This is a genomic window from Turicibacter sp. HGF1, from assembly GCF_000191865.1.
Lineage (GTDB): Bacteria > Bacillota_I > Bacilli_A > MOL361 > Turicibacteraceae > Turicibacter > Turicibacter sanguinis.
On the sequence record NZ_AEXQ01000106.1, the window covers coordinates 1 to 26,645 of the forward strand.

At 34.5% G+C, this 26,645-nt stretch carries 24 protein-coding genes and 1 other RNA gene; 5 read left to right on the forward strand and 20 right to left on the reverse strand.

The window, feature by feature from the left end; all coding sequences use genetic code 11:
• Nucleotides 1-6: 6 nt before the first annotated feature.
• Nucleotides 7-246 carry a DUF896 domain-containing protein gene (locus tag HMPREF9402_RS10555; RefSeq protein ID WP_006785436.1) on the reverse strand — a complete coding sequence of 80 codons (240 nt, stop codon included), beginning with the start codon at nucleotides 244-246 and terminating at the stop codon, nucleotides 7-9.
• Nucleotides 247-290: 44 nt separating this feature from the next.
• Nucleotides 291-464: a hypothetical protein gene (locus HMPREF9402_RS14605; RefSeq protein ID WP_009607333.1), complete on the reverse strand. Its 174-nt coding sequence runs from the start codon at nucleotides 462-464 to the stop codon at nucleotides 291-293.
• Nucleotides 465-615: 151 nt separating this feature from the next.
• Here HMPREF9402_RS14605 and lexA point away from each other — a divergent pair, with 151 nt between their 5' ends.
• Nucleotides 616-1,263 carry a transcriptional repressor LexA gene (gene lexA, locus HMPREF9402_RS10560; RefSeq protein WP_006785435.1) on the forward strand — a complete coding sequence of 216 codons (648 nt, stop codon included), beginning with the start codon at nucleotides 616-618 and terminating at the stop codon, nucleotides 1,261-1,263.
• Between the two features lie 232 nt (nucleotides 1,264-1,495).
• Here the strand turns inward: lexA and miaA are convergent, their stop codons facing one another.
• The 6 genes from miaA to miaB all read right to left on the reverse strand — a co-directional run bounded on the left by miaA (nucleotide 1,496) and on the right by miaB (nucleotide 9,643).
• A complete protein-coding gene (gene miaA / locus HMPREF9402_RS10565) occupies nucleotides 1,496-2,416 on the reverse strand; it encodes a tRNA (adenosine(37)-N6)-dimethylallyltransferase MiaA (protein WP_006785434.1) in 921 nt (306 codons plus the stop codon).
• A 9-nt stretch (nucleotides 2,417-2,425) separates the two neighbouring features.
• Nucleotides 2,426-4,255, reverse strand: a complete 1,830-nt coding sequence (gene mutL / locus HMPREF9402_RS10570) for a DNA mismatch repair endonuclease MutL (protein ID WP_006785433.1) — start codon at nucleotides 4,253-4,255, stop codon at nucleotides 2,426-2,428.
• A 7-nt stretch (nucleotides 4,256-4,262) separates the two neighbouring features.
• A complete protein-coding gene (mutS, locus tag HMPREF9402_RS10575) occupies nucleotides 4,263-6,902 on the reverse strand; it encodes a DNA mismatch repair protein MutS (protein WP_009607339.1) in 2,640 nt (879 codons plus the stop codon).
• A 193-nt stretch (nucleotides 6,903-7,095) separates the two neighbouring features.
• Nucleotides 7,096-7,641 (reverse strand): outer spore coat protein CotE, encoded by a 546-nt coding sequence (gene cotE / locus HMPREF9402_RS10580; RefSeq protein ID WP_006785431.1) that lies wholly within the window; start codon nucleotides 7,639-7,641, stop codon nucleotides 7,096-7,098.
• A 159-nt stretch (nucleotides 7,642-7,800) separates the two neighbouring features.
• Complete coding sequence (locus HMPREF9402_RS10585; protein WP_006785430.1) at nucleotides 7,801-8,151, reverse strand: YlbF family regulator; 351 nt, start codon at nucleotides 8,149-8,151, stop codon at nucleotides 7,801-7,803.
• A complete protein-coding gene (miaB, locus tag HMPREF9402_RS10590) occupies nucleotides 8,135-9,643 on the reverse strand; it encodes a tRNA (N6-isopentenyl adenosine(37)-C2)-methylthiotransferase MiaB (protein WP_006785429.1) in 1,509 nt (502 codons plus the stop codon). The genes HMPREF9402_RS10585 and miaB overlap by 17 nt, the downstream gene beginning before the upstream one ends.
• Nucleotides 9,644-9,897: 254 nt before the next feature.
• Between miaB and HMPREF9402_RS10595 the strand changes: the two genes are divergently transcribed.
• Nucleotides 9,898-11,502, forward strand: a complete 1,605-nt coding sequence (locus HMPREF9402_RS10595) for an IS1182 family transposase (protein WP_009607336.1) — start codon at nucleotides 9,898-9,900, stop codon at nucleotides 11,500-11,502.
• A 185-nt stretch (nucleotides 11,503-11,687) separates the two neighbouring features.
• Here HMPREF9402_RS10595 and HMPREF9402_RS10600 read toward each other — a convergent pair whose 3' ends face one another.
• From HMPREF9402_RS10600 to rnpB, 7 genes are all read right to left on the reverse strand, one after another.
• Nucleotides 11,688-11,951 (reverse strand): stage V sporulation protein S, encoded by a 264-nt coding sequence (locus HMPREF9402_RS10600; RefSeq protein ID WP_006785428.1) that lies wholly within the window; start codon nucleotides 11,949-11,951, stop codon nucleotides 11,688-11,690.
• A gap of 68 nt (nucleotides 11,952-12,019) precedes the next feature.
• The gene (locus HMPREF9402_RS10605) at nucleotides 12,020-12,811 is read right to left on the reverse strand and encodes a TIGR00282 family metallophosphoesterase (protein ID WP_006785427.1); all 792 of its coding nucleotides are present in this window, start codon (nucleotides 12,809-12,811) and stop codon (nucleotides 12,020-12,022) included.
• A 102-nt stretch (nucleotides 12,812-12,913) separates the two neighbouring features.
• Nucleotides 12,914-14,467, reverse strand: a complete 1,554-nt coding sequence (rny, locus tag HMPREF9402_RS10610) for a ribonuclease Y (RefSeq protein WP_006785426.1) — start codon at nucleotides 14,465-14,467, stop codon at nucleotides 12,914-12,916.
• Between the two features lie 284 nt (nucleotides 14,468-14,751).
• A complete protein-coding gene (gene recA / locus HMPREF9402_RS10615) occupies nucleotides 14,752-15,789 on the reverse strand; it encodes a recombinase RecA (protein WP_006785425.1) in 1,038 nt (345 codons plus the stop codon).
• Nucleotides 15,790-15,935: 146 nt separating this feature from the next.
• Nucleotides 15,936-16,517 (reverse strand): CDP-diacylglycerol--glycerol-3-phosphate 3-phosphatidyltransferase, encoded by a 582-nt coding sequence (gene pgsA, locus HMPREF9402_RS10620; protein WP_006785424.1) that lies wholly within the window; start codon nucleotides 16,515-16,517, stop codon nucleotides 15,936-15,938.
• A gap of 9 nt (nucleotides 16,518-16,526) precedes the next feature.
• Complete coding sequence (locus HMPREF9402_RS10625; RefSeq protein WP_006785423.1) at nucleotides 16,527-17,387, reverse strand: helix-turn-helix domain-containing protein; 861 nt, start codon at nucleotides 17,385-17,387, stop codon at nucleotides 16,527-16,529.
• A 257-nt stretch (nucleotides 17,388-17,644) separates the two neighbouring features.
• Nucleotides 17,645-18,023, reverse strand: an RNA gene (gene rnpB, locus HMPREF9402_RS14235) — RNase P RNA component class B.
• Nucleotides 18,024-18,190: 167 nt separating this feature from the next.
• Between rnpB and recU the strand changes: the two genes are divergently transcribed.
• Both recU and HMPREF9402_RS10635 read left to right on the forward strand, forming a co-directional pair.
• Nucleotides 18,191-18,778, forward strand: coding sequence for a Holliday junction resolvase RecU (gene recU, locus HMPREF9402_RS10630; protein WP_009607335.1), 588 nt, complete (start codon nucleotides 18,191-18,193; stop codon nucleotides 18,776-18,778).
• A gap of 22 nt (nucleotides 18,779-18,800) precedes the next feature.
• On the forward strand, nucleotides 18,801-21,848 hold the full coding sequence (locus tag HMPREF9402_RS10635; RefSeq protein WP_009607334.1) for a PBP1A family penicillin-binding protein: 3,048 nt from the start codon (nucleotides 18,801-18,803) through the stop codon (nucleotides 21,846-21,848).
• A 36-nt stretch (nucleotides 21,849-21,884) separates the two neighbouring features.
• On the opposite strand, the gene nth is transcribed toward HMPREF9402_RS10635, so the two are convergent.
• From nth to dapB, 5 genes are all read right to left on the reverse strand, one after another.
• A complete protein-coding gene (gene nth / locus HMPREF9402_RS10640) occupies nucleotides 21,885-22,529 on the reverse strand; it encodes an endonuclease III (RefSeq protein ID WP_006785420.1) in 645 nt (214 codons plus the stop codon).
• Between the two features lie 15 nt (nucleotides 22,530-22,544).
• Nucleotides 22,545-23,222 (reverse strand): DnaD domain-containing protein, encoded by a 678-nt coding sequence (locus tag HMPREF9402_RS10645; RefSeq protein WP_009607332.1) that lies wholly within the window; start codon nucleotides 23,220-23,222, stop codon nucleotides 22,545-22,547.
• Nucleotides 23,223-23,232: 10 nt separating this feature from the next.
• Nucleotides 23,233-23,709, reverse strand: coding sequence for a hypothetical protein (locus tag HMPREF9402_RS10650; protein ID WP_009607331.1), 477 nt, complete (start codon nucleotides 23,707-23,709; stop codon nucleotides 23,233-23,235).
• Nucleotides 23,693-24,853: a CCA tRNA nucleotidyltransferase gene (locus HMPREF9402_RS10655; RefSeq protein WP_009607341.1), complete on the reverse strand. Its 1,161-nt coding sequence runs from the start codon at nucleotides 24,851-24,853 to the stop codon at nucleotides 23,693-23,695. The genes HMPREF9402_RS10650 and HMPREF9402_RS10655 overlap by 17 nt, the downstream gene beginning before the upstream one ends.
• A 103-nt stretch (nucleotides 24,854-24,956) precedes the next feature.
• Nucleotides 24,957-25,667, reverse strand: a complete 711-nt coding sequence (dapB, locus tag HMPREF9402_RS10660) for a 4-hydroxy-tetrahydrodipicolinate reductase (protein WP_006785416.1) — start codon at nucleotides 25,665-25,667, stop codon at nucleotides 24,957-24,959.
• A 94-nt stretch (nucleotides 25,668-25,761) separates the two neighbouring features.
• Here dapB and HMPREF9402_RS10665 point away from each other — a divergent pair, with 94 nt between their 5' ends.
• Nucleotides 25,762-26,634 carry a YitT family protein gene (locus tag HMPREF9402_RS10665; RefSeq protein WP_006785415.1) on the forward strand — a complete coding sequence of 291 codons (873 nt, stop codon included), beginning with the start codon at nucleotides 25,762-25,764 and terminating at the stop codon, nucleotides 26,632-26,634.
• Nucleotides 26,635-26,645: the final 11 nt, after the last annotated feature.

Here is a 26,645-nt window from a genome sequence, read left to right on the forward strand (position 1 = left end):
TTTTTATTAATGAATCACAGTTCCGCGCTCTTCTTGAATTTTTTTAACTTTCTCTGGCGTCACATCATCACCATTTGGATCAATGACTCTCATATTTTCAATTGTATTTTTCATACTTTCTCTGAAAGTTAATAGATACTCTTCACGTAAAGCTTGTTGCTCTTTCATTTCTTCTTCAGTTAAAGTTCCTTCTTTTTTCTTCTTCGCTAATTCATTTAAACGACTTAATTTTTCTGGCGTTAACATTTTTAGCACCTCCATGTTTGATCACCCTTTTAATATACCAAATTTCACTTCTTTTGATAAGCAAATACTTCTAAAAACGGAATAATCGTATTCGGTTTTAAATACATAAGTAGATCCGTGATATCAGTCAGTGCAATCATCATCATTCCTAAACAAATAAAATAAAATCCAATTAAATATCGATAACTATAAATAAATAAACAAAACTTATTAAACATCTTTATCCCTCTTTTATTAAAACAAATGTTCGATTTTATAATTTTATTATATTCGAACATTCGTTTGTCGTCAATATAAAAAGAACAAATGTTTGTCTTTTATTCTTTTTACTGATATAATGAAATTAATAAAATGGAAGGAGGTTATATCATGAAACCTATTACAAAACGTCAACAAGCGATTCTTGATTTTATTAAAGCCGAAATTGATAAACGAGGATATCCGCCAAGTGTTCGAGAAATTGGAATAGCTGTTGGTCTTTCATCAACTGCTTCAGTTCATAACCAACTAAATCAACTTGAAAAGAAAGGATTTATCCGTAAAGATAAATCGACAACACGAGGAATTGTGATTTTAGCAAATGAGACAGAATCAAAGGCTGCTAAAAATGATTCAAAAATTATTGAATTCAAATCGGTTGTTAATGTTCCGGTAATCGGTAAAGTAACAGCAGGGATGCCAATTGAAGCCATTGAAAACCCTGATGATTTCTTCCCTCTTCCGACACATTTAATTCCTTCTAACCAAACTGTCTTTATGTTAAATGTCCATGGTGATTCAATGATTAATGCTGGAATCCATGATGGTGATCAAATCATCGTGCAACAACAGCAAGATGCCCATAACGGGGATATTGTAGTAGCCATGCTAGATGATCATGAAGTGACGGTTAAACGGTTCTTCAAAGAATCTGGTCATATTCGTTTACAACCAGAAAATGATTTATTAGAACCGATTATTGCCAACGATGTTTACATCGTTGGCAAAGTAATCGGTTTATTTAGAAATATGCACTAATCAAAAATACCTTAATGAATCATTCATTAAGGTATTTTTTTATGTCACTTCACTTTAATGCCTTCATCCCTTTGTTATTCTAACTTCAGCTTTTTGGTTAAGTAAACATCTAACTCCCTCTAAACTAAAGATGAGTTAAAAAACAGTCATCGCCATCATTCTCTTGCTACTAAAAAATTTATCAAAAAGTATCAACTCTCCTTATTAAATAAAAAATGGATTAACAATCTAGTTAATCCATTTTTTTTAATTCAATATAGGTTAAAACATTTTGAACTGTTTTTTCAAACTGATTTACATCCACCTTGAACCACTTAACATCCATTTGATTATTAAACCACGTATATTGACGCTTTGCATAACGACGTGAATTGCGCTTAATTAATTCTTTACACTCCTCAAGAGACGTGAGGCCATTAAAATAATCATATAACTCTTTATAACCAATGGCACGAATCGATTGTGCCGTCTGAGGAATTCCCGCTTCAAATAAAGCTCTCACTTCCTCAACAAGTCCTGTTTCAAACATAACATCCACACGTTTATTAATACGGTCATACAATACATCGCGATCATCTGTTAATCCGATTAAAGCAACGTCATATATCAATTCATGTTGTTGTGTTTGAATCATCTCAGATTTTTTCACCCCTGATGTTTCAAAAATTTCAAGCGCGCGAATAACACGCTTACGATTATTCGGGTGAATCGTCTTCGCAGCTTCTTCATCAACCTCTGCTAATTTTTGATGCAAGGATTCATTATCAAAATCCTTATATTTTTCATCATCGACTTCTTTCGTCTCTGATTCTCCTGCAAATTCGTAATCATATAAAACACTTTTAATATAAAGTCCCGTCCCCCCTACAATAATTGGCATGTTCCCGCGACTTTTAATTTGATCAATCTTTGCACGCACCGTTTTTTGAAATTCCGCTACTGAATAAGGTTCATCTGGATTTTTTTCATCAATTAAATGATGAACAATCCCTTCACGTTCTTCAATCGTTGCTTTGGCTGTTCCAATGTCCATTGTTTTATAAATTTGCATCGAATCACCACTAATGATTTCACCCTTTAACTGCTTCGCTAATTCAATACTTAACTTTGTTTTTCCAACTGCCGTCGGACCTACAATACAAATAACATCCATTTTTTTCACCTACATGACTCGCTTGAACAATTTTTCAATTTCATATTTTGTTAATTTTACAATAATCGGACGTCCGTGTGGACACGTATATGGTTGATCACATAAACATAAATCAACTAACATCTGTTTAATTTCATGCTCATTAATATACTGATTCGCTTTAATCGACCCTTTACAACTCATCATAATCGCCACTGATTCGCGTAACTTACCAATATCCACTTTATTATCATAAATGATTTGCTGTAAAATCGTCTCTACAATTAATTTAGCATCTAAATTTTGAACCCAGACGGGAATCGTACGAACAACAAGTGATTGACCGCCAAACTCTTCAATCTCAAATCCAAACTTCATTAAAGAAGGTAACGACTCTTTTAAAAGCAATAATTCATTCGCCGAATATTTTAACACCATCGGAATAATGAGTTCAATACAATCACCCTTCACATCTTTAAGTAAGGCATAATTTTTTTCATATTGTATACGTTCCATTGCGGCATGTTGATCGACAATAAATAATCCTTCTTCATTTTGAGCCAATAAATATGTTCCGTGTAATTGCCCAATATAATGAAGTTCTAACTGCGGAATCGCTTGTCTCGTTGGAACGACCACTTTAAAATCTTGAGCGGGTTGTTCAAGTGAAACCATCGGTTCTGCCACTTCTTCAACATGAACTGACTCTTTTTTTACGTCAACACTCTCTTTTTTTAATTCAATAGGATTTTCATCAACCATCTGAACCGCAATCGTCGGCTTAAAAGTCGCCTCCTTCGTTAAACTTAACGTTTGCTGAATTGGCTTTGGCATCACGACCTTCGGCTCTTCAATTTGTGTTTCTGGAATATATTCTACTTGCTTTAACACGTTGCGAAGTTCATGATAAATAAATGTTTTAAGTGATTCCTCCTGCGAAAAGCGGACCTCAAGCTTTGCTGGATGAACGTTAACATCTACTAAAATGGGATCTAGTTTTAAATTAAGCACCACAATCGGATACTTATCTTTAGGCAGTAACGTATGATAAGCCTCTATAATCGAACGCATCAAATTATAATTACGAATCGCGCGCCCATTCACGATAATCGTCACATAATTACGGGAAGCACGATTAATAATCGGATCGCTTAAAAATCCAGAAATCTCAAAATCATCATTTTTCGCCGAAAATGGAATCATTTTTTTAGCTACATCAAAACCATAAACACTTGCAATCACGCTTTGCAAATTATTTTGTCCATTCGTTTGAAAAAGTAAACGTTGATTATTTAAAAGCTTGAATGCAATTTCAGGGTGAGAGAGTGCAATTTTATTTAAATAATCTGTAATATGACTAAGCTCTGTATTCAATGACTTAATATGTTTTAAGCGAGCTGGTGTATTAAAAAATAAATGATTGACTTCCATCTCCGTTCCTTTACGCATCACACCCGGCTCATTCACTAAAACTTCTCCTGCTTTAATATTTAAATGAACACCCGAAGACGCACCATCCGATGTTTTCACATGAACATCTGAAACCGAAGCAATTGACGGAAGGGCCTCACCACGAAACCCAAGTGTTTGAATTCTAAAAATATCATATTGGGTTTTAACCTTACTCGTCGCATGACGTTCAAAGGCAAGGAGAGCATCACTCTCACTCATTCCCTCCCCATTATCGATCACTCTGATTTGACGAACACCTGAGTCCTGTAATTGAATTTCAATACTCGTACTATTAGCATCAATCGCATTCTCAAGCAACTCTTTAACAACTGAGGCGGGGCGCTCAATTACTTCCCCCGCTGCAATCATATTGGCAAGTTGCTCACTCATACGTCTAATTTTTCCCATACGTCACCTACTTTCGATTATTGAGTTTAACCTTAATCTCATACATCGCATTCATCGCTTGCATTGGCGTTAACTGATATAAATCAATAGACTGTAATTCTTCAATAATATCCTCATATGGATTGACAATCTCGACCTTTTTTTCAACTTTAACGACTTCTTTAACAATTGGTTTAGCCTCTTCAAATAACGATAACTGCCCACTACCTCCTAAAACCTTTGGTTCTTCTTTTACAACAGGAGCTGGTTGAATCATCACTTTATCTTCTTCAAGAGCTGTTAATAACTCTTTTGCACGTGTTATTAAGGGGGAAGGAAGTTTGGCAATTTCTGCAACATGAATTCCGTATGATTTATCCGACGGCCCTTCCATTACTTTATGCATGAAGATTAACTGACCTTGATGCTCTTCGGCACGAACATGGCGGTTCTGTAAATGAGGACATTGCTGTTCAAGTTGTGTTAACTCATGGTAATGTGTCGAAAATAAGGTTTTAGCACCGATATTATCATGTACATATTCTATAATCGATTGTGCAAGCGCCATTCCATCAAACGTAGCAGTTCCACGTCCAATTTCATCTAATAAAATTAAACTATCTTTTGTCGCATGCTCCAATGCATAATTGGTTTCCATCATCTCAACCATGAACGTACTATGACCCGATACTAAATCATCCGCTGCTCCAATACGTGTAAAGACTTGATCAAAAATTGGAAGATTGGCTGAACTTGCCGGAACAAAGCATCCAATTTGAGCCATAATGGAAATCAGGGCTAACTGACGCATATACGTCGATTTACCTGACATGTTAGGGCCTGTAATCAATAGGATTGATAAATCTGATGGCATGATACAATCATTTTCAACATATTGCACATCTTTTAAAACTTTTTCAACAACAGGATGACGTCCATCTTTAATTTCAATCACATGATTTTTATTTAACATCGGACGCGTGTAACGATTCTCTTCACTCATTGTTGCAAAAGCTTGTAATACATCAAAATACGCTAGCACTTTTGCAATCTGTTGAATTTTAGGAATTTCATTTTTAACAATGCCACGAAGTTCTGAGAACAATTCATATTCTAATTGGATTGATTTTTCTTCTGCATTTAAAATTAAATTTTCTTTTTCTTTTAATTCTTGTGTCACAAAGCGCTCCGCATTCACTAACGTTTGTTTACGTTCATATCCTGCATTCTCAGGAATCAAGTGCAAGTTTGCTTTACTGATTTCAATGTAATAACCAAATACTTTATTAAACTTAATTTTTAATGATTTAATTCCTGTTTTTTCACGCTCTTGTGCTTCTAAAGCCAAAATCCAATCTTTTCCATGGTTAATAACATAACGATACTCATCTAATGTCTCGTTATAACCATCTTTAATAATGCCACCTTCTTTAATTCCAATCGGTGGATTTTCAACAATCGCTTTTTCAAGCAACTGCGTCATATGAGTACAATCAACCATCTTTTCAAGTTGTGAAAAAACCGATGGAATTGATAGTTGACTGAGTAACGATTTAATGTTCGGGATTTGCTTTAGTGATGAATTTAATTGTAATAAATCACGAGCATTGGCGTTTCCAAATCCAATACGCCCTGATAAACGTTCTAAATCATAAACTTCATTTAAATGTTGTTTTAATTCTTCTTTCACCATAAAATCGCCAATGAAAGCTTCAACAACATCTAAACGTTCTTTAATCACTTGTTCATTAATACATGGACGTTCAATCCATTGTTTTAACAAACGACTCCCCATGGCTGTTTTTGTTTTGTCTAGTAACCATAGTAATGAACCTTGACGTGATTTTGAACGAATCGTTTCCGTTAATTCTAAATTTCGTCGTGAATTATAGTCGATATGTAAAAAATCATCATTCTTTGTTAAACTAACCGGCTGTAAGTGACCGAGTGCACTTTTTTGTGTCCGAATTAAATAGTTAATTAAACGTCCAAAAGCAGCCTGAAGATTTGAATCACTTATTTCTGATACTAAGATCTGATATTCAATAGGTAGAATACAATTTTCCTCAAACGATAAAACAATTTGTTTTAAGGCACGAAGATTATCAAACATTTTAATCTCAACATCTGGACCGATGACGATTTCCTTACACCCAAGGCTAATGAGTTCACCCATTAAAACTTGAGCATCTTTTTCTAAATTCATCGCATAGTTTTCACCTGTTGATAAATCACTATAGACGATTGAATAGCCTTGAGTGGTTCCAACAATTGAAATAATGAAATTATTCTCTTTTTCATTTAAAGCATTTTGATTCATCACAGTTCCAGGTGTTAACATTCGAACCACTTCTCGACGAACAACTCCCTTCGCACTCGCTGGGTCTTCAACTTGTTCACAAACTGCCACTTTATATCCTTTTTCAATTAATCGATTAATATAATTATCGGCCGCATGATGAGGAACCCCACACATTGGAACGCGTTCTTCTGCTCCTGCTTCACGCCCAGTTAATGCAATCTCTAACTCTTTCGCCGCCAGTTGAGCATCTTCAAAGAATAATTCGTAAAAATCTCCTAATCTAAAAAAGACGAATGCGTCTTGATAATTCTCTTTTATTGTTAAATATTGTTGCATCATCGGTGTATATTTAGACTTATCTCGCATAAAAAAACTCCTTTTTCAAGTACATGTTCTTTTATTATAGCACAAACCCGCTCGCTTGTCTGATGCAGATTCTTCTTATCATCGACGACTTTAAATCATTTTAAACAATTAACCTTTAGTTATTTTCCGGGAAATACTTATCTTCGTCATTTTTCGACTTTTTATCAATAAAAAAGAATAAGGCGAGATCGCCTTATTCTCCTCTGAATGGTGAGTTTCCTAAGAAGTTCGTATTGACTTGATCAATTTCTGAATCTTCATCATCTTCAAGATCTGCATCGTCAACACCAACAGGTCCTAAAATAGAAACGCGCATTTTTGTTTCCCCAATGACTTCTACAACCAGTTCGAATTCAACTTCAACAATGATTTCACCATCTTCAATTCTTGCATCCACACAAGTTGGTTGTTGAATTGTACGAGCGATGACTTCATCACCTTCGTATAAGCAATCACGGATGGTTCTATGAACATTAACATGATCTGCATAATCCACACATTTTCTTGCAACTTCAGTTTTTGTGTTCCCATCATATGAATACCACACGTTAATATCATAGAATCCTTTTACATCAACAGCATTATCACTTTTGCGCGCTCCGAATTTATGATTGATGATCCAGCAACCTAAAATACTATCAGCAGGTGCTGCTACATCATCAATAGATTCAGTAACACGAAATCTTTTTTTACCTTTACCAATTACAGCTTTGGTTACAATTTCACGAATATCATTCATCCTAATACCTCCTCACTGATACTATATTCAGCTCATATCTTATTTGATACTGAATTGGAGGACTTTATGATAATTCATTCAGAATTAATTTTATTCCTCCACTCCTGAATGGGTAATCCGTAATCCATCTATCCACTCCTAAAATTAAAAACATCTTAGCTATTCACTAAGATGTTTATTAACCTTATATTCTATTATATGAGTCATACTTTGAAATAGTTCATTTAATTCAATTTGTGTTTGAATATATTCATTAAACAGAGGATTAGCATAAAGCTCGTCTTCAAGTAATTTCATTTCTGATGCCACTGAAGACGCCGCTCCTGATTTATGATAATGTTCAAATTTGATTAACTCTTTTTGTTTTTGCAGATACTCATCATAAAGATTCAAAAGTCTTTCGTTTTGATGAACTTTAACCGCTAACTGACGGTATCGCACTATGACTTCATCTTGATCAAGTTTTTCTTTTAACGCATTAAATGACGCTAAATTAGTTAGTTGTGTCATCGTTAACCATTTCTCCTGCTAAATGCCATGTTTTAGCTTCCGTGATTTTAACTTTAACGATTTTTCCAATCGTAGATTCATCTGCTTTGAAGTTAACAAGTTTATTGTGACGTGTATATCCTGCTAATACCGTCTCATCATTTTTACTCGTTCCTTCAACTAAAACGTCAACTACTTGGCCTTCAAAACGTTTATTTCCATTACGGAATCCACGATTAATCGCTTCATTTAAACGATTTAAACGATCTTTTTTATCAGCTTCTGACACATTATCTTCCATACGAGCTGCTGGAGTTCCCTCACGTGGTGAGAAAATAAAGGTGAAGGCCCCTTCATACCCTACTTCTTCAACTAATGATAATGTATCTTGGAATTGTTCTTCTGTTTCACCCGGGAATCCTACAATGATATCCGTTGTGATTGAAACACCTGGAATCGCTTCTTTAAGATCACGCACTAATTGTAAATACATTTCACGTGTATATTTACGGTTCATACGTTTTAACACTTCATTATTTCCTGATTGAACAGGTAAATGAATATGCTCCATTAAGTTTCCGCGTTTTGCTAATGTTTGAATTGTTTTTGCATCAAAGTCACGCGGATGTGAGGTCGTAAAGCGAATACGTGGAAGATCAATTTTATTTAAATCATCTAATAAGTCACCGAATGTATATTCACGATCTTTAAAATCTTTTCCGTAGGCATTAACATTTTGTCCAAGTAATGTTACTTCTTGATATCCTTCTTCGGCTAAATGTTTAATTTCAGCAATGATATCTTCTGGTAGACGGCTACGTTCTTTACCGCGTGTGTACGGTACAATACAGTATGTACAGAATTCATCACAACCATACATAATATTAACCCAAGCTTTAATGCTACCTTGGCGAGTACGTGGCATATTTTCAACGATTTCTCCCTCTTGAGACCAAACTTCAATGACACGCTCTTTCCCCATTAATGCATTGTGAATATATTCTGGTAAACGATAAATGTTATGTGTCCCGAAGACTAAATCAACGTATTGATATTTTTCCATAATCTGATTTACAACTTTTTCTTCCTGTGACATACATCCACAAACCCCTAAAATCAAATCAGGATTTGTACGTTTTAATCGTTTTAAACGTCCTAATTCACCAAAAACACGATTTTCTGCATTTTCACGAATGGCACACGTATTTAAGATAATTAAATCGGCTTCTTCTTGTGTTGTTGCTTTGGTATACCCTAATTCTTCAGCAATTCCGATGATAGCTTCTGAGTCGTGCTCATTCATTTGACAACCATAAGTTTGAATTAAATATTTTTTTCCTTGTCCAATATTTTTAATTGAATTCTCAATCGCAAAATCACGGTGAACATGCGCCTGCTCACGACTACGTTTACGAGCATCCGTAATACTTGGACGTTGGAAATATCGACTATAATCTTTTTCTTCTTTTACTTGCTTTGTCTGCATTGAAAGTTCTTTTTGTTGTTCGTTCATTTTTATCACCCTATATCATAAAGCTCTATCTATCAAATTTTGTCCTTTTTGTGACAAGTCATCAGTTACTTTCTCTATTATACAATCTAGCTTCATAATAATCAACTGATGTCATTTTCTGTTTTAAAAAGAGAGCGGTATAAAAAAGAGGCTGTAACGAAATAGCCCCTAAATAAAACTCTATAATTACCAGAAAAGGTCTGTGCTAAGCACAGACCTTTTTGGGCATTTATAATAATATGAACAATACTATAATGCAATACAAACACAGTAAACAGTATGCCCAATATCCGAAAAATTATCAGCTTAAACTTCCATTAGAGCTCGATATTTTTATTCCTAAAGATGCCGTTGTGAGATTGTTAAGCCAAGTATTGGAGGAATTAGACTACACAAAGTTATTTCAGGCTTATTCTACTCAAGGTAGAAAATTTAAAATCTCTCCCGTTATCCTCTTTAAATTAATCGTCTTTGGTTACCTTGAAAATCATTATTCTTCCCGTTCGATTGCGACTGCTTGTCAAAGAGATACCCACTTTATGTGGTTGCTCGAGGGAAATGAACCCCCTAGCCATCAATTGATTAATAGTTTTAGAAAAGACCGTTTAACCACGGATATTCTTGAAGATTTATTCTATCAACTCATTGAAAAATTAATTGAATCAGATGAGATTGAATTGAAAAATTTATTTATTGATGGAACCAAGCTTGAAGCGAATGCCAATCGCTATACGTTTACTTGGAAAAAATCAATTCACAAGCAAGAAGAAAAACTATTAGAAAAGGTGAAAGTTCTATTTGTACAATGTGAAAAAAAATTGAATTTAGTTTGTGGATTTACTGAAACGGATGTTTTAGGAAGTCTTCAACTCGCTCTTTATCTAATGAACAAAGAAATTGAAACGTCTCAATTTGTGTTTGTTTCGGGGAAAGGAAAACGAAAATCGTGTTTTCAAAAACTTTATGAACAAGCCCGTGAACTTTATCAACGTCAATGCCGCTATAAAGAAGCTAATGAGATTTTTAATGGGCGTAATAGCTATTCTAAAACGGACCACGATGCCACCTTCATGCATTTAAAAGATGATCATATGAACAATGGACAATTAAAACCAGCGTATAATGTTCAAGTCGGTGTCGAGTCAGAATATATCATCAGTATTCAACCTTTTCCTAATCCAACCGATACGAACACACTAATTCCATTCTTAGATCATTTATTTGAAAAATTAGGTCGTCGATATCCTCGTATTATTGCCGATGCAGGTTATGAAAGTGAAGAAAATTATACTTACCTCAAATCCCATCATCAAATTTCGTATATTAAACCTGTAAACTATGAACAAATTAAGAAAAAAAGTTATCAAAAAGCAATTGGAAAACGAGAGAATATGGACTACAACGAAGCGGAAGATTATTATACTTGCGCTAATGATCAAAAATTAGTTAACAGCGGAACCCATATCAAGGAGAATAAAAAAACACACTTTAACTCTGAGGTAACCACTTATCAATGTCAAAGTTGTGAAAATTGTCCAGTTAAACAAAAATGTACGAAAGCGTCAGGGAATAAAAAAATTCAAGTTTCTAAAAACTTCATTCGCTTAAGAGAAGAATCGCTTGAAAATATTAAAAATGATTTAGGGATTTGTCTAAGAGTCAATCGTTCGATCCAAGCAGAAGGAGCGTTTGGGGTTTTAAAAGCTGATCATAACTTCACCAGATTTTTAACCCGGGGAAACGAACAAGTTCTAACGGAACTGCTCTTACTTGGACTTTCTTTTAATATTCGAAAATTACATACAAGAATCCAAAATAATAGGAGTGACCAACACTTATTTAAAGAAATGGTAGCTTAGATTAAATTGAAAATCATTAGGGAGAATTTGATTCTCTCTTTTAGTGCGCTTGAAAAGAGCGAAACTGTTGATAAAACAGATACTGAAGTGGAATTCGCATAAAAATAGAACGAAAAAAAAGGGCTGTCGCTCTTAGATGAATTTAATCATCTATTTTCCGACAGCCCCTTTTTTATTTTTAAAATTTATTGTCTTGATTCAACAATCAGTTTAATTGCCGTACGTTCTTCTCCATCAATTAAGATATCTGTAAACGCCGGAATACAAATTAAATCTTTCCCTGTTGGTGCTACATATCCTCTAGCAATAGCAATAGCTTTTACTGCTTGATTTAATGCTCCTGCCCCAATTGCTTGAATCTCAACTAAGCCTCTTTCACGAAATGCATTAGCTAAAGCCCCCGCAACTGAATTAGGATTAGATTTAGATGATACTTTTAATACTTCCATACTAGTCCCCCTCTTTTTTGTTTTACACAGTAAGTTTATGCACCCTCATCCCGATACATGACTACTTTTTAAAGACTTGATTCTTTCTTGAGATTAATACGTTTAATTGATGATGCTTTCCCCGTTTTATCATTTACTTCAATTAAAACAGCATTTAACTGCGCTGAACCTTGTTCAACTGCATTAAAACGGATTGGTAAGCCTTCAATAAACTTATTAATAACATTCTCACGCTCAACTCCGATTACCCCATCAAGCGGTCCTGTCATCCCAACATCTGTAATATATGCAGTTCCTTTTGTTAATATGCGTTCATCTGCTGTTGGAACATGTGTATGTGTTCCCACGCAAGCACTAACACGTCCATCTACATAATAACCTAGTGCTACTTTCTCACTTGTTGCTTCTGCATGAAAATCAACAAAAATAATATTCGTACGCTTTTGCGCTTCTTTAATTAATTCATCAATGGCTAAAAATGGACAATTAATCATTGGCATAAATGTTCTTCCTTGAACTGAAATAACGGCAACCTCTAATGAATTAAATTTAATAAATGTTAATCCTTTACCTGGATTAGACGCTGGGAAGTTCCCTGGACGAACTAATTTATCTGCTTCATCAATAAAATCAAAAATAGAACGATTATCCCACGTATGATTACCAAGCGTCACAGCATTGACACCTTGTTCTAGTAAAAACTTATAGTATTTCTCGTTAATTCCTTTTCCGTGAGAAATATTTTCTCCATTCGCAATAATAATGTGTGGCTTATACATTTCTTTAATTTTTGGTAAGTTTTCTTGAATCATTTGACGACCAAGTGTTCCGTAAATATCTCCGATAAATAAAATTTTCATGATATCAGCCTTTCTTGTAGCATCTTGTAGCAATATTTTTTTAACATTAAAAAGCTATTGATACGACAGCATCAATAGCTTTTAAATCCATCATATGAACAATTATCTAGCTGTTTCAACAGCTCGAGTTTCTCGAATTACCGTAATTTTAATATTTCCTGGATATTCTAGTTCATTTTCGATTGTTTGACGAATTTCGCGCGCAACTTGATGAGCTTGAACATCATCTAATTGTTCAGGAATAACAGCCACACGTACTTCACGACCTGCTTGAATGGCAAACGCCTTTTCAACCCCTTCAAATCGACAAGCGATATTTTCAAGTTGTTCTAAACGTTTAACATAATTTTCAAGAGATTCACTACGTGCTCCTGGACGAGCAGCAGATAAAGTATCCGCTGCAGCAACAATAACTGCAATTAAACTCTTCGGTTCTACATCACCATGATGCGATGCAATTCCATCTATAACAACTGGGTGTTCACGATATCTTGTTGCTAATTCAATTCCAATCTCTACGTGGCTTCCTTCTACCTCATGATCCACTGCTTTTCCGATGTCATGCAATAAACCAGCACGTTTAGCAAGCTTTACATCTTCACCTAATTCAGCTGCAATAATACCCGATAAGAAGGCAACTTCCATAGAGTGTTTCAATACATTTTGTCCGTAACTTGTACGGTAATTCAAACGTCCTAAAATTTTCATTAAATCAGGATGAACTTTCCCGATTCCAACTTCAAATACAGCATTTTCACCGTATTCTCGGATGCGTAAATCGACTTCACGACGTGTTTTTTCAACAATTTCTTCGATACGTGCAGGATGAATTCTTCCATCTTGAACAAGTGTCTCTAATGTAATACGAGCCACTTCACGACGAATTGGATCAAAACATGATAAAACGACCGCTTCTGGTGTATCATCAATGATTAAATCTACCCCCGTTAATGATTCAATCGTACGTATATTTCGACCTTCACGACCAATGATTCGACCTTTCATTTCATCACTTGGTAAGTTAACAACATTGACACTATAGTCACTTGTCTGTTCTGATGCATATTTTTGAATAGCTAGTACAATTAACTCTTTAGCTTTTTTATCAGCCTCTAAACGAGCTTTTTCTTCTTCTTCTTTAATGTACTTCGCTACTTCATGAGACATTTCATCTTCTACACGTCTAAAGATGATTTCTCGTGCTCCATCTGTTGTTAAGCCCGAAATTTCAACTAATTTTTGACGTTGTTCTTCTAAAGTTTCTTCCACTTTGCTTTCTAGTTCTTTTAGTTCGAGTTGTTTTTCTGCTATAGCTTCATCTTTCTTTTCAAGAGCAATCTCACGTTTTTCTAAGTTTAAAATTCGACGATCTATTGTTTCTTCTCGTTGTACTAAACGTTCTTCTAAACGAACAAGTTCCGTTTTCTTTTCCTTAATGTCGCGCTCTGCATCAACTTTAAGTTTTTGAACTTCCTCCTTAGTTTCTAAAAGCGCTTCTTTCTTTTTTGATTCAGCTTCTTTTTCTGCTTTTGAGATGATATGTCCTGCCGATTGTTCAGCTCGTTCCATCTCAGCTTGATAGACTTTCTTTCCTCTAAAATTCCCAATAACTAACCCTATCCCTACTAGCAAAATGGAGATGATAATTTCTAGCATATGCGCACCTCCAATTAATTAATATCAAATTATCCGCCATAGATCTACTAAACGGTTCTATAGTTTGAAGATAATTAGTATTACGATATAATACTACATTATTTATTTTAATATTATTGTAATAACATGTCAAGAATTCCACAACAAACAAACAAAAACTGTTTCCTAATTTTTCTTATCTTCTTAAAAAGGTGAATTTGTTTTACAAATCTTCCTTATTTTCTACTATTTATTACTTTTTTATACAAAAAAGAAGCGTTTATAATAAACGCTTCTTTTTATTTTTATTCTTCATCAAAATTTAAATCTAAACCAGTATTTTGCACCGTATCTGTTGCAATATTTAATTCAGCACGAATTAATTCGGCTACTTCTTCCATCACAAATGGATTCTCTTTTAAGAACAATTTAGCATTTTCACGTCCTTGTCCTAATTTCTCACCGTTATATGAGTACCAAGAACCACTCTTCTCAATGATATTATATTCAACAGCTAAATCAAGAATCTCTCCTTGTTTAGAAACCCCTTCACCATACATGACATCTACTTCAACTGTTTTAAAAGGTGGAGCAACTTTATTTTTCACGACTTTAATTTTCGCAACGTTTCCAACAATATCTGTTCCTAACTTGATTTGTTCTCCACGACGTACTTCAAGACGAATCGTTGAATAGAATTTTAAGGCACGCCCCCCTGGTGTTACTTCAGGGTTACCAAACATAATCCCCACTTTTTCACGGATTTGATTAATGAAAATAGCGATGGTTTTGGTCGTGTTAATCGCACCTGATAATTTACGCAGTGCCTGAGACATTAATCGTGCTTGTAATCCGACGTGTGAATCACCCATCTCACCTTCAATTTCAGCACGTGGTACTAAAGCGGCAACTGAGTCAATAACTAAAATATCAATCGCTCCACTTCGAACTAAAGCTTCAGCAATTTCTAATGCCTGCTCACCTGTATCAGGTTGCGACACTAATAATTCATCCGTATCGACTCCTAATTTTTCAGCATAAGCTGGATCCAACGCATGTTCTGCATCAATAAACGCAGCTGTTCCACCTTTTTTTTGTACCTCTGCAATGGCATGTAACGCAAATGTTGTTTTCCCTGAACTTTCTGGTCCATAAATTTCAATAACACGTCCTCGAGGATAACCTCCAACACCTAAAGCAGAGTCAAGTGCTAATGAACCTGAAGAAACAACTTCAATTCTTGTATCTGTTTTTTCACCTAGCTTCATGACAGATCCTTTTCCGTACTGCTTTTCAATACTTTTAAGCGCCTGCATTAAAGCTGCTTCGCGATTATTACTCATATATTTTAATCCTCCACTTTCATTATTTATCTACTTATAACATACCCATTTTGTTGACTATTTCCTTTAATTTAGTTTAATAATAAACTATTTTTTATTTTAGCGCAACAAAAAAGCGAACAAAAATTCGCTTTTTTAAAAAATATTTATTTTGCCCCATCAAAAATATGAAGATTTTTGTAAATATACTCAACCCCTGAAGCTAAGGTTAAAATAACAGCTAAGGCTACAAAGATTTGATCCACTGGTAAATTTAATAACTCAAATGGATAATTTAATAATAATAACGTTGAAATCATAATAAATTGAACAACTGTTTTGATTTTCCCTAACCATCCTGCTGCAATCACAACACCTTTTGAAGCTGCAATGGTTCTGAACCCTGTTACAATAAATTCACGTGCTAAAATAACAAACACAACCCAACCAGAAATTAATGTATTTTCAAGTAACATTAATAAAGCGGCTGTTACTAATAACTTATCTGCCAATGGATCCATAAACTTCCCAAAATCTGTAATCATATTATATTTACGCGCAATATATCCATCAATAAAATCCGTAATTGCGGCAACTAAAAAGATAATTAACGCTAAAATATTTGCAAATGGAATTTGATAATCATTTAGATTTACAACATTAAAAACTAAATTTGGGATATAAAAACAAACAATAAAAAATGGAATTAAAATCACACGTAATAGTGTCAACTTATTTGCTAAATTCATAACTTTCACCTATTTTACTTTCATATTTAGTGTAATGTATTGATGAGGAACCGTCTCGTCAATGCTAACTAGCTCTCCATTAATCATCATCTCTAATCCGGTTACATTACCGATATTAAATTCTAAAACTCCCTCATTATTGGTTAGCATATCTTTAGTAAACGTATACTCAAAGACATCATTAGTTCGATAAGTTTCCCCAGGAATAATACTTTGATTATTCATCGTTGCATTTAACCAACAATCATTGTTAAATACCATTTTTAAATCTAATTGCTCACCCTCAGACATCACATCATAAATCGTTGATTGATTGTTTTGTGATACTTTCGATATGGTTGTTTTTGGTAACGAAATTTCCGGTTCTACCATTTCTGCATCTTTTTTTTCTTCATTTTCTGTATTTTTTGTTGGTTCATTAATCAATTCAGATGAGTTTGGATTTTTAATCACAACTTCTTCGGTTGGTTTTTCTGAAGCCGCTTTAATCATGTCGATCACAAAATACCCACCTAAACCAATCACTAATATGGTAGCAACAATTCCACCAAGGCGACCAAAATTACGTGTTCGCTTCTCTGTCTTCTGTTTTTTAATTTTAACTTCAACTTCTCGTTTTATCTGTTCACCATAGAAAGATTGATAAATTTCATCTACATTTAAAGATAAAAAACTAGCATATTTTTTAATATACATTTTTAAATAAAACTCATCAAATCTTGAAAAATCGCCACTTTCAATATTCTTTAAATGTTGAATCGGAACCCCTATTTTGTCAGAGACATCGTCTAAATTTAAACTTCGATTCAAACGTTGTTCACGCAAATAATCAGCTAATTTTTGATTACTTTCTTTATTTGAAAAATCCATTTCCAACACCTCCCGTAACATCCATAAAAACAAACTAAATTAATAATAGCATACCTATATTTATTTAAAAAGTGAATATAAGTATTTTTATACCGAAACTATCAAATTTATCTTGTTTTTTCCAGTTATATTGATTGTCTTTATCTTTCATATGTTTAGTTAATTTAAATAATTCATACATTTTATATTTTGTTATAAACAAAAAAACACAACAAATCTTGTTGTGTGCTGTGTTTTTATTAAATGCATAGATAACATTCTGTAAGCCATGTTCTGTACCGTTGTACTACATACGGATGCCTCCTCGTACTCAGGTGGTAATTATCTGTCTGTAGAGAATAACTCTCTACCTTCCATACGCGTTCAGTTCCGCTTTAGAAGTGCCCCTACCAAATTTGGGTTTCTCGCTCGTGGGGTTTACCCGTTCCACTCCGCCGTTTCCGACAGTTATCGTCACTGTGGCACTTTTAAAGGTAATCACACCATATCCAAAGACTTAGGTGCTTTCCCAGCCGTCAGTCACATATTTGACTGCCCTAACTTATTGTTTGGTTAGGCACGATCACTACAACCATCGCAGGTTGTGCGAGCATGGACTTTCCTCAATGTCATAAGACACTGCAATTACCCGAATGTTACATTTTATATTATGGCAAATTTCAAAATAAAAGTCAATTGTAAATAAATTCTATTTTTTTATTTTATCTACCAAACTCCTTTCAATATTAATATGAAATCTTATGTAAGATTAGCTTTTTTTCCTTTTTTTTGATAAGATATACAATTAGGAGGTGTATAGCCCAGTGAATTATCCCCACAAAAAAAAATCAACTGTTATCTCTAAATCTTCAAGTGAAAAAACGATTACTTTTGGAAAACGTGGAATGTCTTTTGAAGATGATTTAAATCGTTCAAATGAATATTATTTATCCACAAATAAAGCGGTCATTCATAAAAAACCAACACCTGTGCAAATTGTTAAAGTAAACTATCCAAAACGTGCGGCTGCTGTTATAACAGAAGCCTATTTTAGAACGCCGTCAACAACAGATTTTAACGGCATTTTCAAAGGACACTATATCGATTTTGAAGCAAAAGAAACATCTAATGTAACTATTTTCCCTCTTCAAAATCTCCACGCACATCAGGTAGAACATATGGCTCAAGTTTTAAAACATGGGGGAATTGTCTTTTTACTTGTCAAATTTTCTAAATTTAATGAAATTTATTTACTTCCTGGTGAAAAGCTCATCGAGTTTTGGCAACAATATAAACTAGGTAGTAGACGTTCGATAAAACGTGAGGAGTTTTTGGAGCATGCAACCTTAATCAATGAAGGAGCGTATCCAAGAATTGATTATTTAAAAGTGGTAGAAGAATTATTCTTATAAAAAATAAAAGGCGGTGACGTTGATGAACAAAAATAAAGGTGCACAAAAATTTTCTCTCACCCTATTTCAATCGGTTGGAACGATTTTAAAAGGATTCCTATTGGTTGTCTTATTGGGGGGAATCGCAGCAATGATGATTGGTGGTTTCATCATTTTCAAAACGATTGAAACTGCTCCAGAATTAGATATTTCAAAAATCTATGCGACAGAATCAAGTTATATTTATGATAAAGATGGAAATGTTATTGATGAACTTGGTGTTCAAAAACGTGAGTGGGTAACCTATGACCAAATCTCTCCTGTTTTAATTGATGCCATTGTCTCTGTAGAAGATTCAAAATTCTTTGAACATCACGGTGTAGACTGGCAACGTTTTTTAGTTGCTTTAATAACAAACTTAAAATCAGGTGATTTTGACCAAGGGGCTAGTACCTTAACTCAACAGTTAATTAAACAATCTCACTTAACTAGTGAAAAAAGTATTGATCGTAAAATCAAAGAGATTTACTTATCAATTCAAATTGAAAAAGTACTAACAAAAGAGCAAATTATTGAAGCTTACTTAAACTTCTCGCCCTTTGGAGGAAGTGTAAACGGAATTCAAAAAGCGTCTGAATACTACTTTGGTAAGGATGCAAGTGATTTAACATTATCAGAAGCTGCAACGCTTGCAGGTATTGTCCAATTACCAAACGTTTATCGACCAGATACCAATCCTGATGCAAGTGAAACTCGACGTAATACCGTTTTAAAACTAATGGTTAAACACGGATATATCACTGAAGATATGGCAACCCTAGCTGCTGCCAAACCAATTACTGATATGTTGGCTTATCAAACAAGCGGTGTCGATGATAAAACAAAATACCAGTCATTTATTGACGTTGTTATCAATGAAGTTCAAGAAAAATACGGTTTAGATCCTTATTCAGGACTTCAAATTTATACAACAATGGACCCATACGCCCAAGCATTTGTTTATGATTTACAAAATACAAATCAATATTATACTTGGCCACAAGATTTACAATCAGGAATTATATTCATGGATACGAAAACAGGAGAAATCAGAGCGATTGGGGGAGGAAGTGCTGAGGGTGAGCGTACGTTTAACTTAGCAACACAAATCCAGCGCCAACCTGGTTCAACAGCAAAACCAATTTTCGCTTATGGTCCTGCCATTGAATATCTTGGATGGGGTTCAGGAACAACCATTAACGATGATCATTATGCCTACCAAAATGGTAGTGATGTCATGGTTCATAACTACAACCACATGTATCAAGGACGTATGACAATTCGTAATGCTTTAAATAAATCATTAAATGTCCCAGCTGTTAAAGCATTTAATGCAGTTGGGGATAAAAAAGTAGCCGAATTTGCGCAAGGACTTGGAATGCCAGTTGAAGATACATTAAATGAATCAACAGCGATTGGTGGAGTTGAAACAGGATTCTCTCCTCTTGATATGGCAGGTGCTTACGCAGCGTTTGGTAATGGTGGAACATATAATGAACCTATCACCATTGAAAAAATCGTCTTATCAGACGGAACAACCATCTATGCCGATCAAAAATCTGAGACAGCAATGAGTCCTGAAACAGCCTATATTATAACGGATATGTTACACACGGTTATGACAGATGGAACCGGGAAAACGGCAAATGTTACAAGTATGTATTTATCAGGTAAAACAGGAACAACAAACTTCCCACAAGAAATTCGTGAAAAATATGGAATGCCAGACAATGCAATTCGTGACTCATGGTTTGTTGGATATTCAAGCGAATACACAGCAGCCATTTGGACCGGTTATACCGATACGAGCCAAGGACACTATATTTCAAACAGCGAACAATCAGCTCCTTGGTATGTCTTTAAAAACCTGATGTCTTATTTAAATCCAGCAGGATATGTGGAACCAACTCGACCTGATTCAGTAGTCAGTGTCACAATTGAAAAGGAAAGTGGTGCAGAAGATGGACAAGTACAATTAGCTTCTTCTTTAACACCGGATGCCTATAAAGCGTCTGAATTATTCCCTAAAGGTAGTCAACCATCTGTTTATTCAACGCGTTTTGAACAATTAGCTACACCACAAAACTTAACAGGATCTTATAATGGAAGCCAACTTCAATTATCTTGGGAACACATTAAAACTTATACGCTAGATTATAACTATATCAATAGCTTAATCAGTCAATATAAATCAATTACACCTAACTGTACAAAGTTAAGTAGCTGTAAAGAACTTGAAGTTCCAGAAGATCAACTTTACATGATGAAATTCCAATTAGATACAATTGGTGGAACTGTCTATGATGTGTATGCCAAAGACATGGATGGCAATGAGGTTCACTTAGGAACAACAAGTGATAATTCATTCACAAAAGATCTTGGATACGGTGAAATGTCTTACTATACAGATTTCTATATTCGTGCACGTTATGAAAATTACGGGGCTCTAGCAAGTAATAATTCAAACAGTATCACAGTAGACTGTGAGAATTGCTTTAAACCAGTTAGTATTCCAGATATGGCTGGTTGGACAAAAGCACAAGCTGAATCTTGGGGAAGTTCTAATGGAATTAATATTTCATTCAGTGACGAACCAAGCACAACAGTAGCTGAAGGAATTATCATTTCAAATTCTCCAAACAGTGGAACATTAACTCCTGGTTCAACCGTTTATGTCAAAGTAGCTACTAGCCAGTTAGTCGTTCCAAACTATCAGTCAGATTCAGACTTCATTAATAAATATCAAGCTTGGGGAACTCTGAATTCGATTTCAATTAAAGTCAACCAAGAAAATCATGAAACAATTGCAAGTGGTGGATTCATCGGTTCAAATCCGGGTATTGGATCTGCTATTACACCAGGTTCAACGTTAACCATCACGGTTTCAAAAGGACCTGCTAGTACCACACCAGAAACACCAGAAACGCCTGTCATTCCGGATCCAATTAATCCAGATTCAGGCGTAAATGGAGATGGTGATGATGAGCGAGCAACTCCAGTAGGAGCCCAAACGATTAGTTTCATCAGAACATTGTTTAACTTCTTTAACTAAATAAAAAAAGAGAAACGATTAAATCGTTTCTCTTTTTTATTTTTTAATTAATTTTTTTCCTTCTTTACATGCATCAAACAAAGGACAGGTTTCACATTTTGGATTCTTAGCCGTGCAGTGATAGCGACCAAAGAAAATCATTAGATGGTGTGCTTTTGACCATCTATTTTCTGGAATCAACTTCATTAATCTATTTTCTACTTCAAGGACCGTATCATCTTTTTTAGCAAAGTCTAATCGCTTTGAGATACGCTCAACATGTGTATCTACTGCTATACGTGGCACTCCAAATCCAACAGATAAAACAACATTGGCTGTTTTTCGACCAACACCTGGTAGTTTCACGAGTTCCTCAAATGTCGAAGGAACGACTCCATCATATTTATCTAATAAGATTTGAGACAAAGCTTGAATATTTTTCGCCTTATTTCGATATAATCCAATCGTTTTAACATCTTGCTCAAGCTCACTTAACGGAACCTTGATATAATCTTCTGGACATTTATATTTCTCAAATAACGTTTGAGTTAGCTTATTAACACTTTTATCGGTTGTTTGGGCAGATAATAAAACAGCTAATACCAGTTCAAACTCATTTTTAAAATTTAATTCACAGTGCGCATCTGGAAATAATGTTTCCATCACATCAATGATTTCAAGTGCTTTTTTCTTCGATACCATTTGCTCACTTCCTCTTTATTCATTCATCCAGTCATAATAAAAATTAGGATCGACTACTGGAGCTTCATTATTCGTTGCCATAGGACTTTGTTTACGTTGTCTGAACTGAATCAACTGACGTTTAGCTTCCTCAACGGTTGTAATATTTTTCTTTTTCCACTCGAGTAAAATTTTATCAATATAGCGAATTGATTTAATTTGATTCGCATTCACCTCATAAATGGCTAACTTAATCAGTTCTGGATCAAAATTATCTTCTGTCATCCACATGTGAATCGTTTCTATATCAAGCGGGCTTAAAATTCCAAACTCCTGCTCAAGCAACGTAAAAATCTCTTCTCGTTGCGTGGACTTCGATTGATTTTTCTTCTGTTTTAAATGCTTCTCAATACGCGTAAATAAAGGAGATAATGAATATTCTTCAAATCGTTTTCCAAATTCATCTGTTTTACTACTCACCAAGATATACTTACGTTCAACAAGACCGATAAATAATAGCGAACAACTGCCATCATCAAGCGTCATCTGTTTTGAAATGTCGGCAAAGGTCCACCCACCTGGATTCGTTTGAATTAAATTAGCTAGCAAACAAATAAAAACAAATTCTTGTTCATTTAACTCAAGCTCTTTATAGATTGTTAACAATAATGTATTAAAATCTAGCAGCTTTTTTTCCCATAAGTCATACATCATGTTTATACTCCTAATCAATAATAAAATGCGAAATCAATTCTCCGTCTAAAGCATTTAAAATCACATATTCCTCACCTTTAGACGTTGTCACTAACACTTCATAAATTGGATTTTCATCCAAAAACCCTAAATAATAATGCTTCACTTTCCCACTACCTGTTAGCGATAAAGCTTTATTTACAATGGCATCAGTTGATAAAATCTTGTTTATTTCGACTTGATAAACCACGACATTATCTTTAATAAAATAATACTGCTCTGTCTCATTCGTTAGCAATACTTTAGCCACGTAATAGGCATCAATCCCTTGATACTCAGAAATTTCAAGCACTTGCTCAACCTCCGGTAACTTAGAAAGCGATGACTGATAATTCATCAAACTTTTTTCATGTCCCATTACATAAGAAAATAGTAATAAAAATCCCGAAATAATTAGGACAATTATTAATAAAACAAATCGTTTTAACCACCTATTTTTTGATTTCATAACCTTCTCCTAACTGTTGAATATAGTTTCGCAAACTCACGACCTCATTTTCAAGTGTTCCCATTACAACTTCAAACTCTAACGCCTCAAGTAGCTGACTAAGCCATGGACCTTTAGGGTGATTAATACACTGTATAATATCCGCTACCTCAATCGCCAATTCTTTTCGATCAGTAATCGGTAGCTCTCTTAACTCAAATTTTTCAACTGATTGTTTTAATACATTCTGAATTCGATGATAATGGAGAGCTAAATCTTCTTTGTATTTATACTGAATATACTGAGGGGGCAACTGTTTGTCATAACACTCCCTAATCGCTTTAATCATACGCTTTTCAACGTTAGAAAAAGGCCAAGCTTTTAAATAGTCTTCCATTTCCTCAACTGTCAAACCAATTAACGCAAATAACTCAACGCCCTCTTCTAGCCTTGCTAAGTTAGAACTTGAATATCGCTTCAGTTCTTTAAAATAAGTGATGGAGTCACAAAGTGGGGTATGGATTAGCAGATTAAATGCCTTTAATGAAAACTCACCACTTACCATCCCTTCAATTTCTTTTTTGATTCGTTCTTTTGAGATGTGTTCAATTAAAGCGCCCACTTCACCTATTGCTTTAGACGTTTCATCCTCTAACTCAAAGCCGAGTTTTGACATAAAACGAAGTCCGCGCAACATTCGTAACGGATCTTCAATAAAGCGCTCCTTCGCCTCTCCTACGGCCTTAATTTGACGATTACTTAAATCCTTAAGTCCATGAAAGGGATCCTCAAGCGTTCCATCAATTGACTCTGCTATCGCATTCACCGTAAAGTCTCGACGCTTTAAATCTTCTATTAGAGATGACGTAAACCTAACCTCACTCGGTCTTCTAAAGTCTTCGTATGCTTCTTCAACACGAAAAGTTGTGACTTCAACCGGTATTCCTTCTATCATGACGGTCACCGTTCCATGTTTAATTCCAGTCTGAATCGTCTTTTCAAATAACCCAATGACGACATCAGGTTTAGCGGACGTTGTAATATCAATATCATAAATGTCTCGACCTAGCAATCGATCGCGAACCATTCCACCTACAAAATAAGCTTCATATCCATTTTCTATCAAACGGTTCAAAACAACCTTTCCAACACGGATTAAACTCATTTTTAACACTCCAATTTAATTATACTCCTTTTATTATACTTAACATTAAACAAGATAATCAATAAAAAACCTCCTTTATTATTTTAAGGAGGTTTTTATCTTCTTAATCAATTAAATGTTGTAATCCATACACCAGTTCATTTAAGTTTTCAACTTTTCGAATGGCTAAAATAATTCCTTTTTCAAATGAATGGCGGCTATTGGATTGATGGATGAGCTCAAGTGTTTGATAATCATCACTAATTAACACCTGATGTTTCGCTAAAATCCCTGGCATTCGAATACTATGCACATGAGTTGAGGCTAACTTTCGTTTCAAAGAACAGTCTAGTGTATTAGCTAAATAAACTGCCGTTCCTGATGGTTTATCTTTTTTATTGATATGATGATATTCTACAATTTCAAAATTATCAAAATAATGAGAACACATTTCCGTAAACTTATTAATTAAAATGGCACCAATTGAAAAGTTTGGGGCAATGACTCCGCGCCCTCCATATTGTCTGGCCACATCTTTTAAATAATCGACGTCAGCTTTATTAAATCCAGTCGTTCCGATCACAATCGATTTTCCTGATTTTAACATGAGTTCCGACGCTATTTTTGCAAATTCATAGACAGTAAAATCAACATACACATCAAACTCAATTTCATTAATTACTTTTTGAGGGTCTGAATATACGGGGATGTCACCCGTTAAATCTTCTACTTCACTCACACCAGCTACTAACTTTAAATCTTCCTCATTCTTCAATGCTTCGACAAGAAAGCTTCCCATTTTCCCATTTAAGCCACCCACTACTATCTTTTTCATCATCTCACCTCAAAATTTGTCTATTCGTTATAGTTTATTCATCCATTCATGATATAATAATAACTAATAGTAAAATATTCTAGGAGGTTCTAACGTGTCACAAAAATTATTAAAACAACTACTATTGATTTCTTTAGGAACCGCATTGATGGCTTTTGGAATTATAAATTTTGCCATCACTAATCACATGGCTGAAGGTGGATTTACAGGAATTACAATTATTTTATTTCATGTCTTTGGAATTAGTACGGCTGTTTCAAACCTACTCTTGAATATACCTATGTTAATTATCGGATACAAACAATTCAGTAAAAAAGGATTTTGGCTCACGATTTTCGGAACGGTTATGCTGTCTGTTTTCCTAAGAATCTTTGAAATGATTGGACATATTATCCCGCCACTTCCAAATGATATGATTTTAGCTGCTATCGGAATGGGAGTCTTTGTGGGTTCTGGACTTGGGATTATCTTTAATGCGGGTGGAACAACAGGTGGTGTTGACATTATTGCTAAAATTATAAAAGATAAACTCGACATTCCAATGTCACGTACAATGTTCACTTTTGATGCTATTGTCATCACGATTTCACTTATTATTTTCTTATCATTTACAAATGCCATTTATACCATTATTGGGCTTTATATTGCTGCCATTATCATTGGAAAATTCCAAGAAGGTTTCCAGGCTGGACACAAGGTTCTCATTATTTCAAATAATTATGAACAAATTGCAGCTGCCATTCACACTAAAATGAACCGAGGGGCAACCTTTATTCATGGGATGGGAACTTATAATAAAAATGATAAAGTCATTGTCATGACCATTATCAATAAACGCGAGTTATCTTCTTTAAAAGAACTTATTTATAAAATTGATCCTCAAGCTTTCGTAACTGTAAGTCATGTTTATGAAACATTAGGAGAAGGTTTCACATTTGATTCAAATGGAATCCCATACTTTGATTAATACCTAAAAAA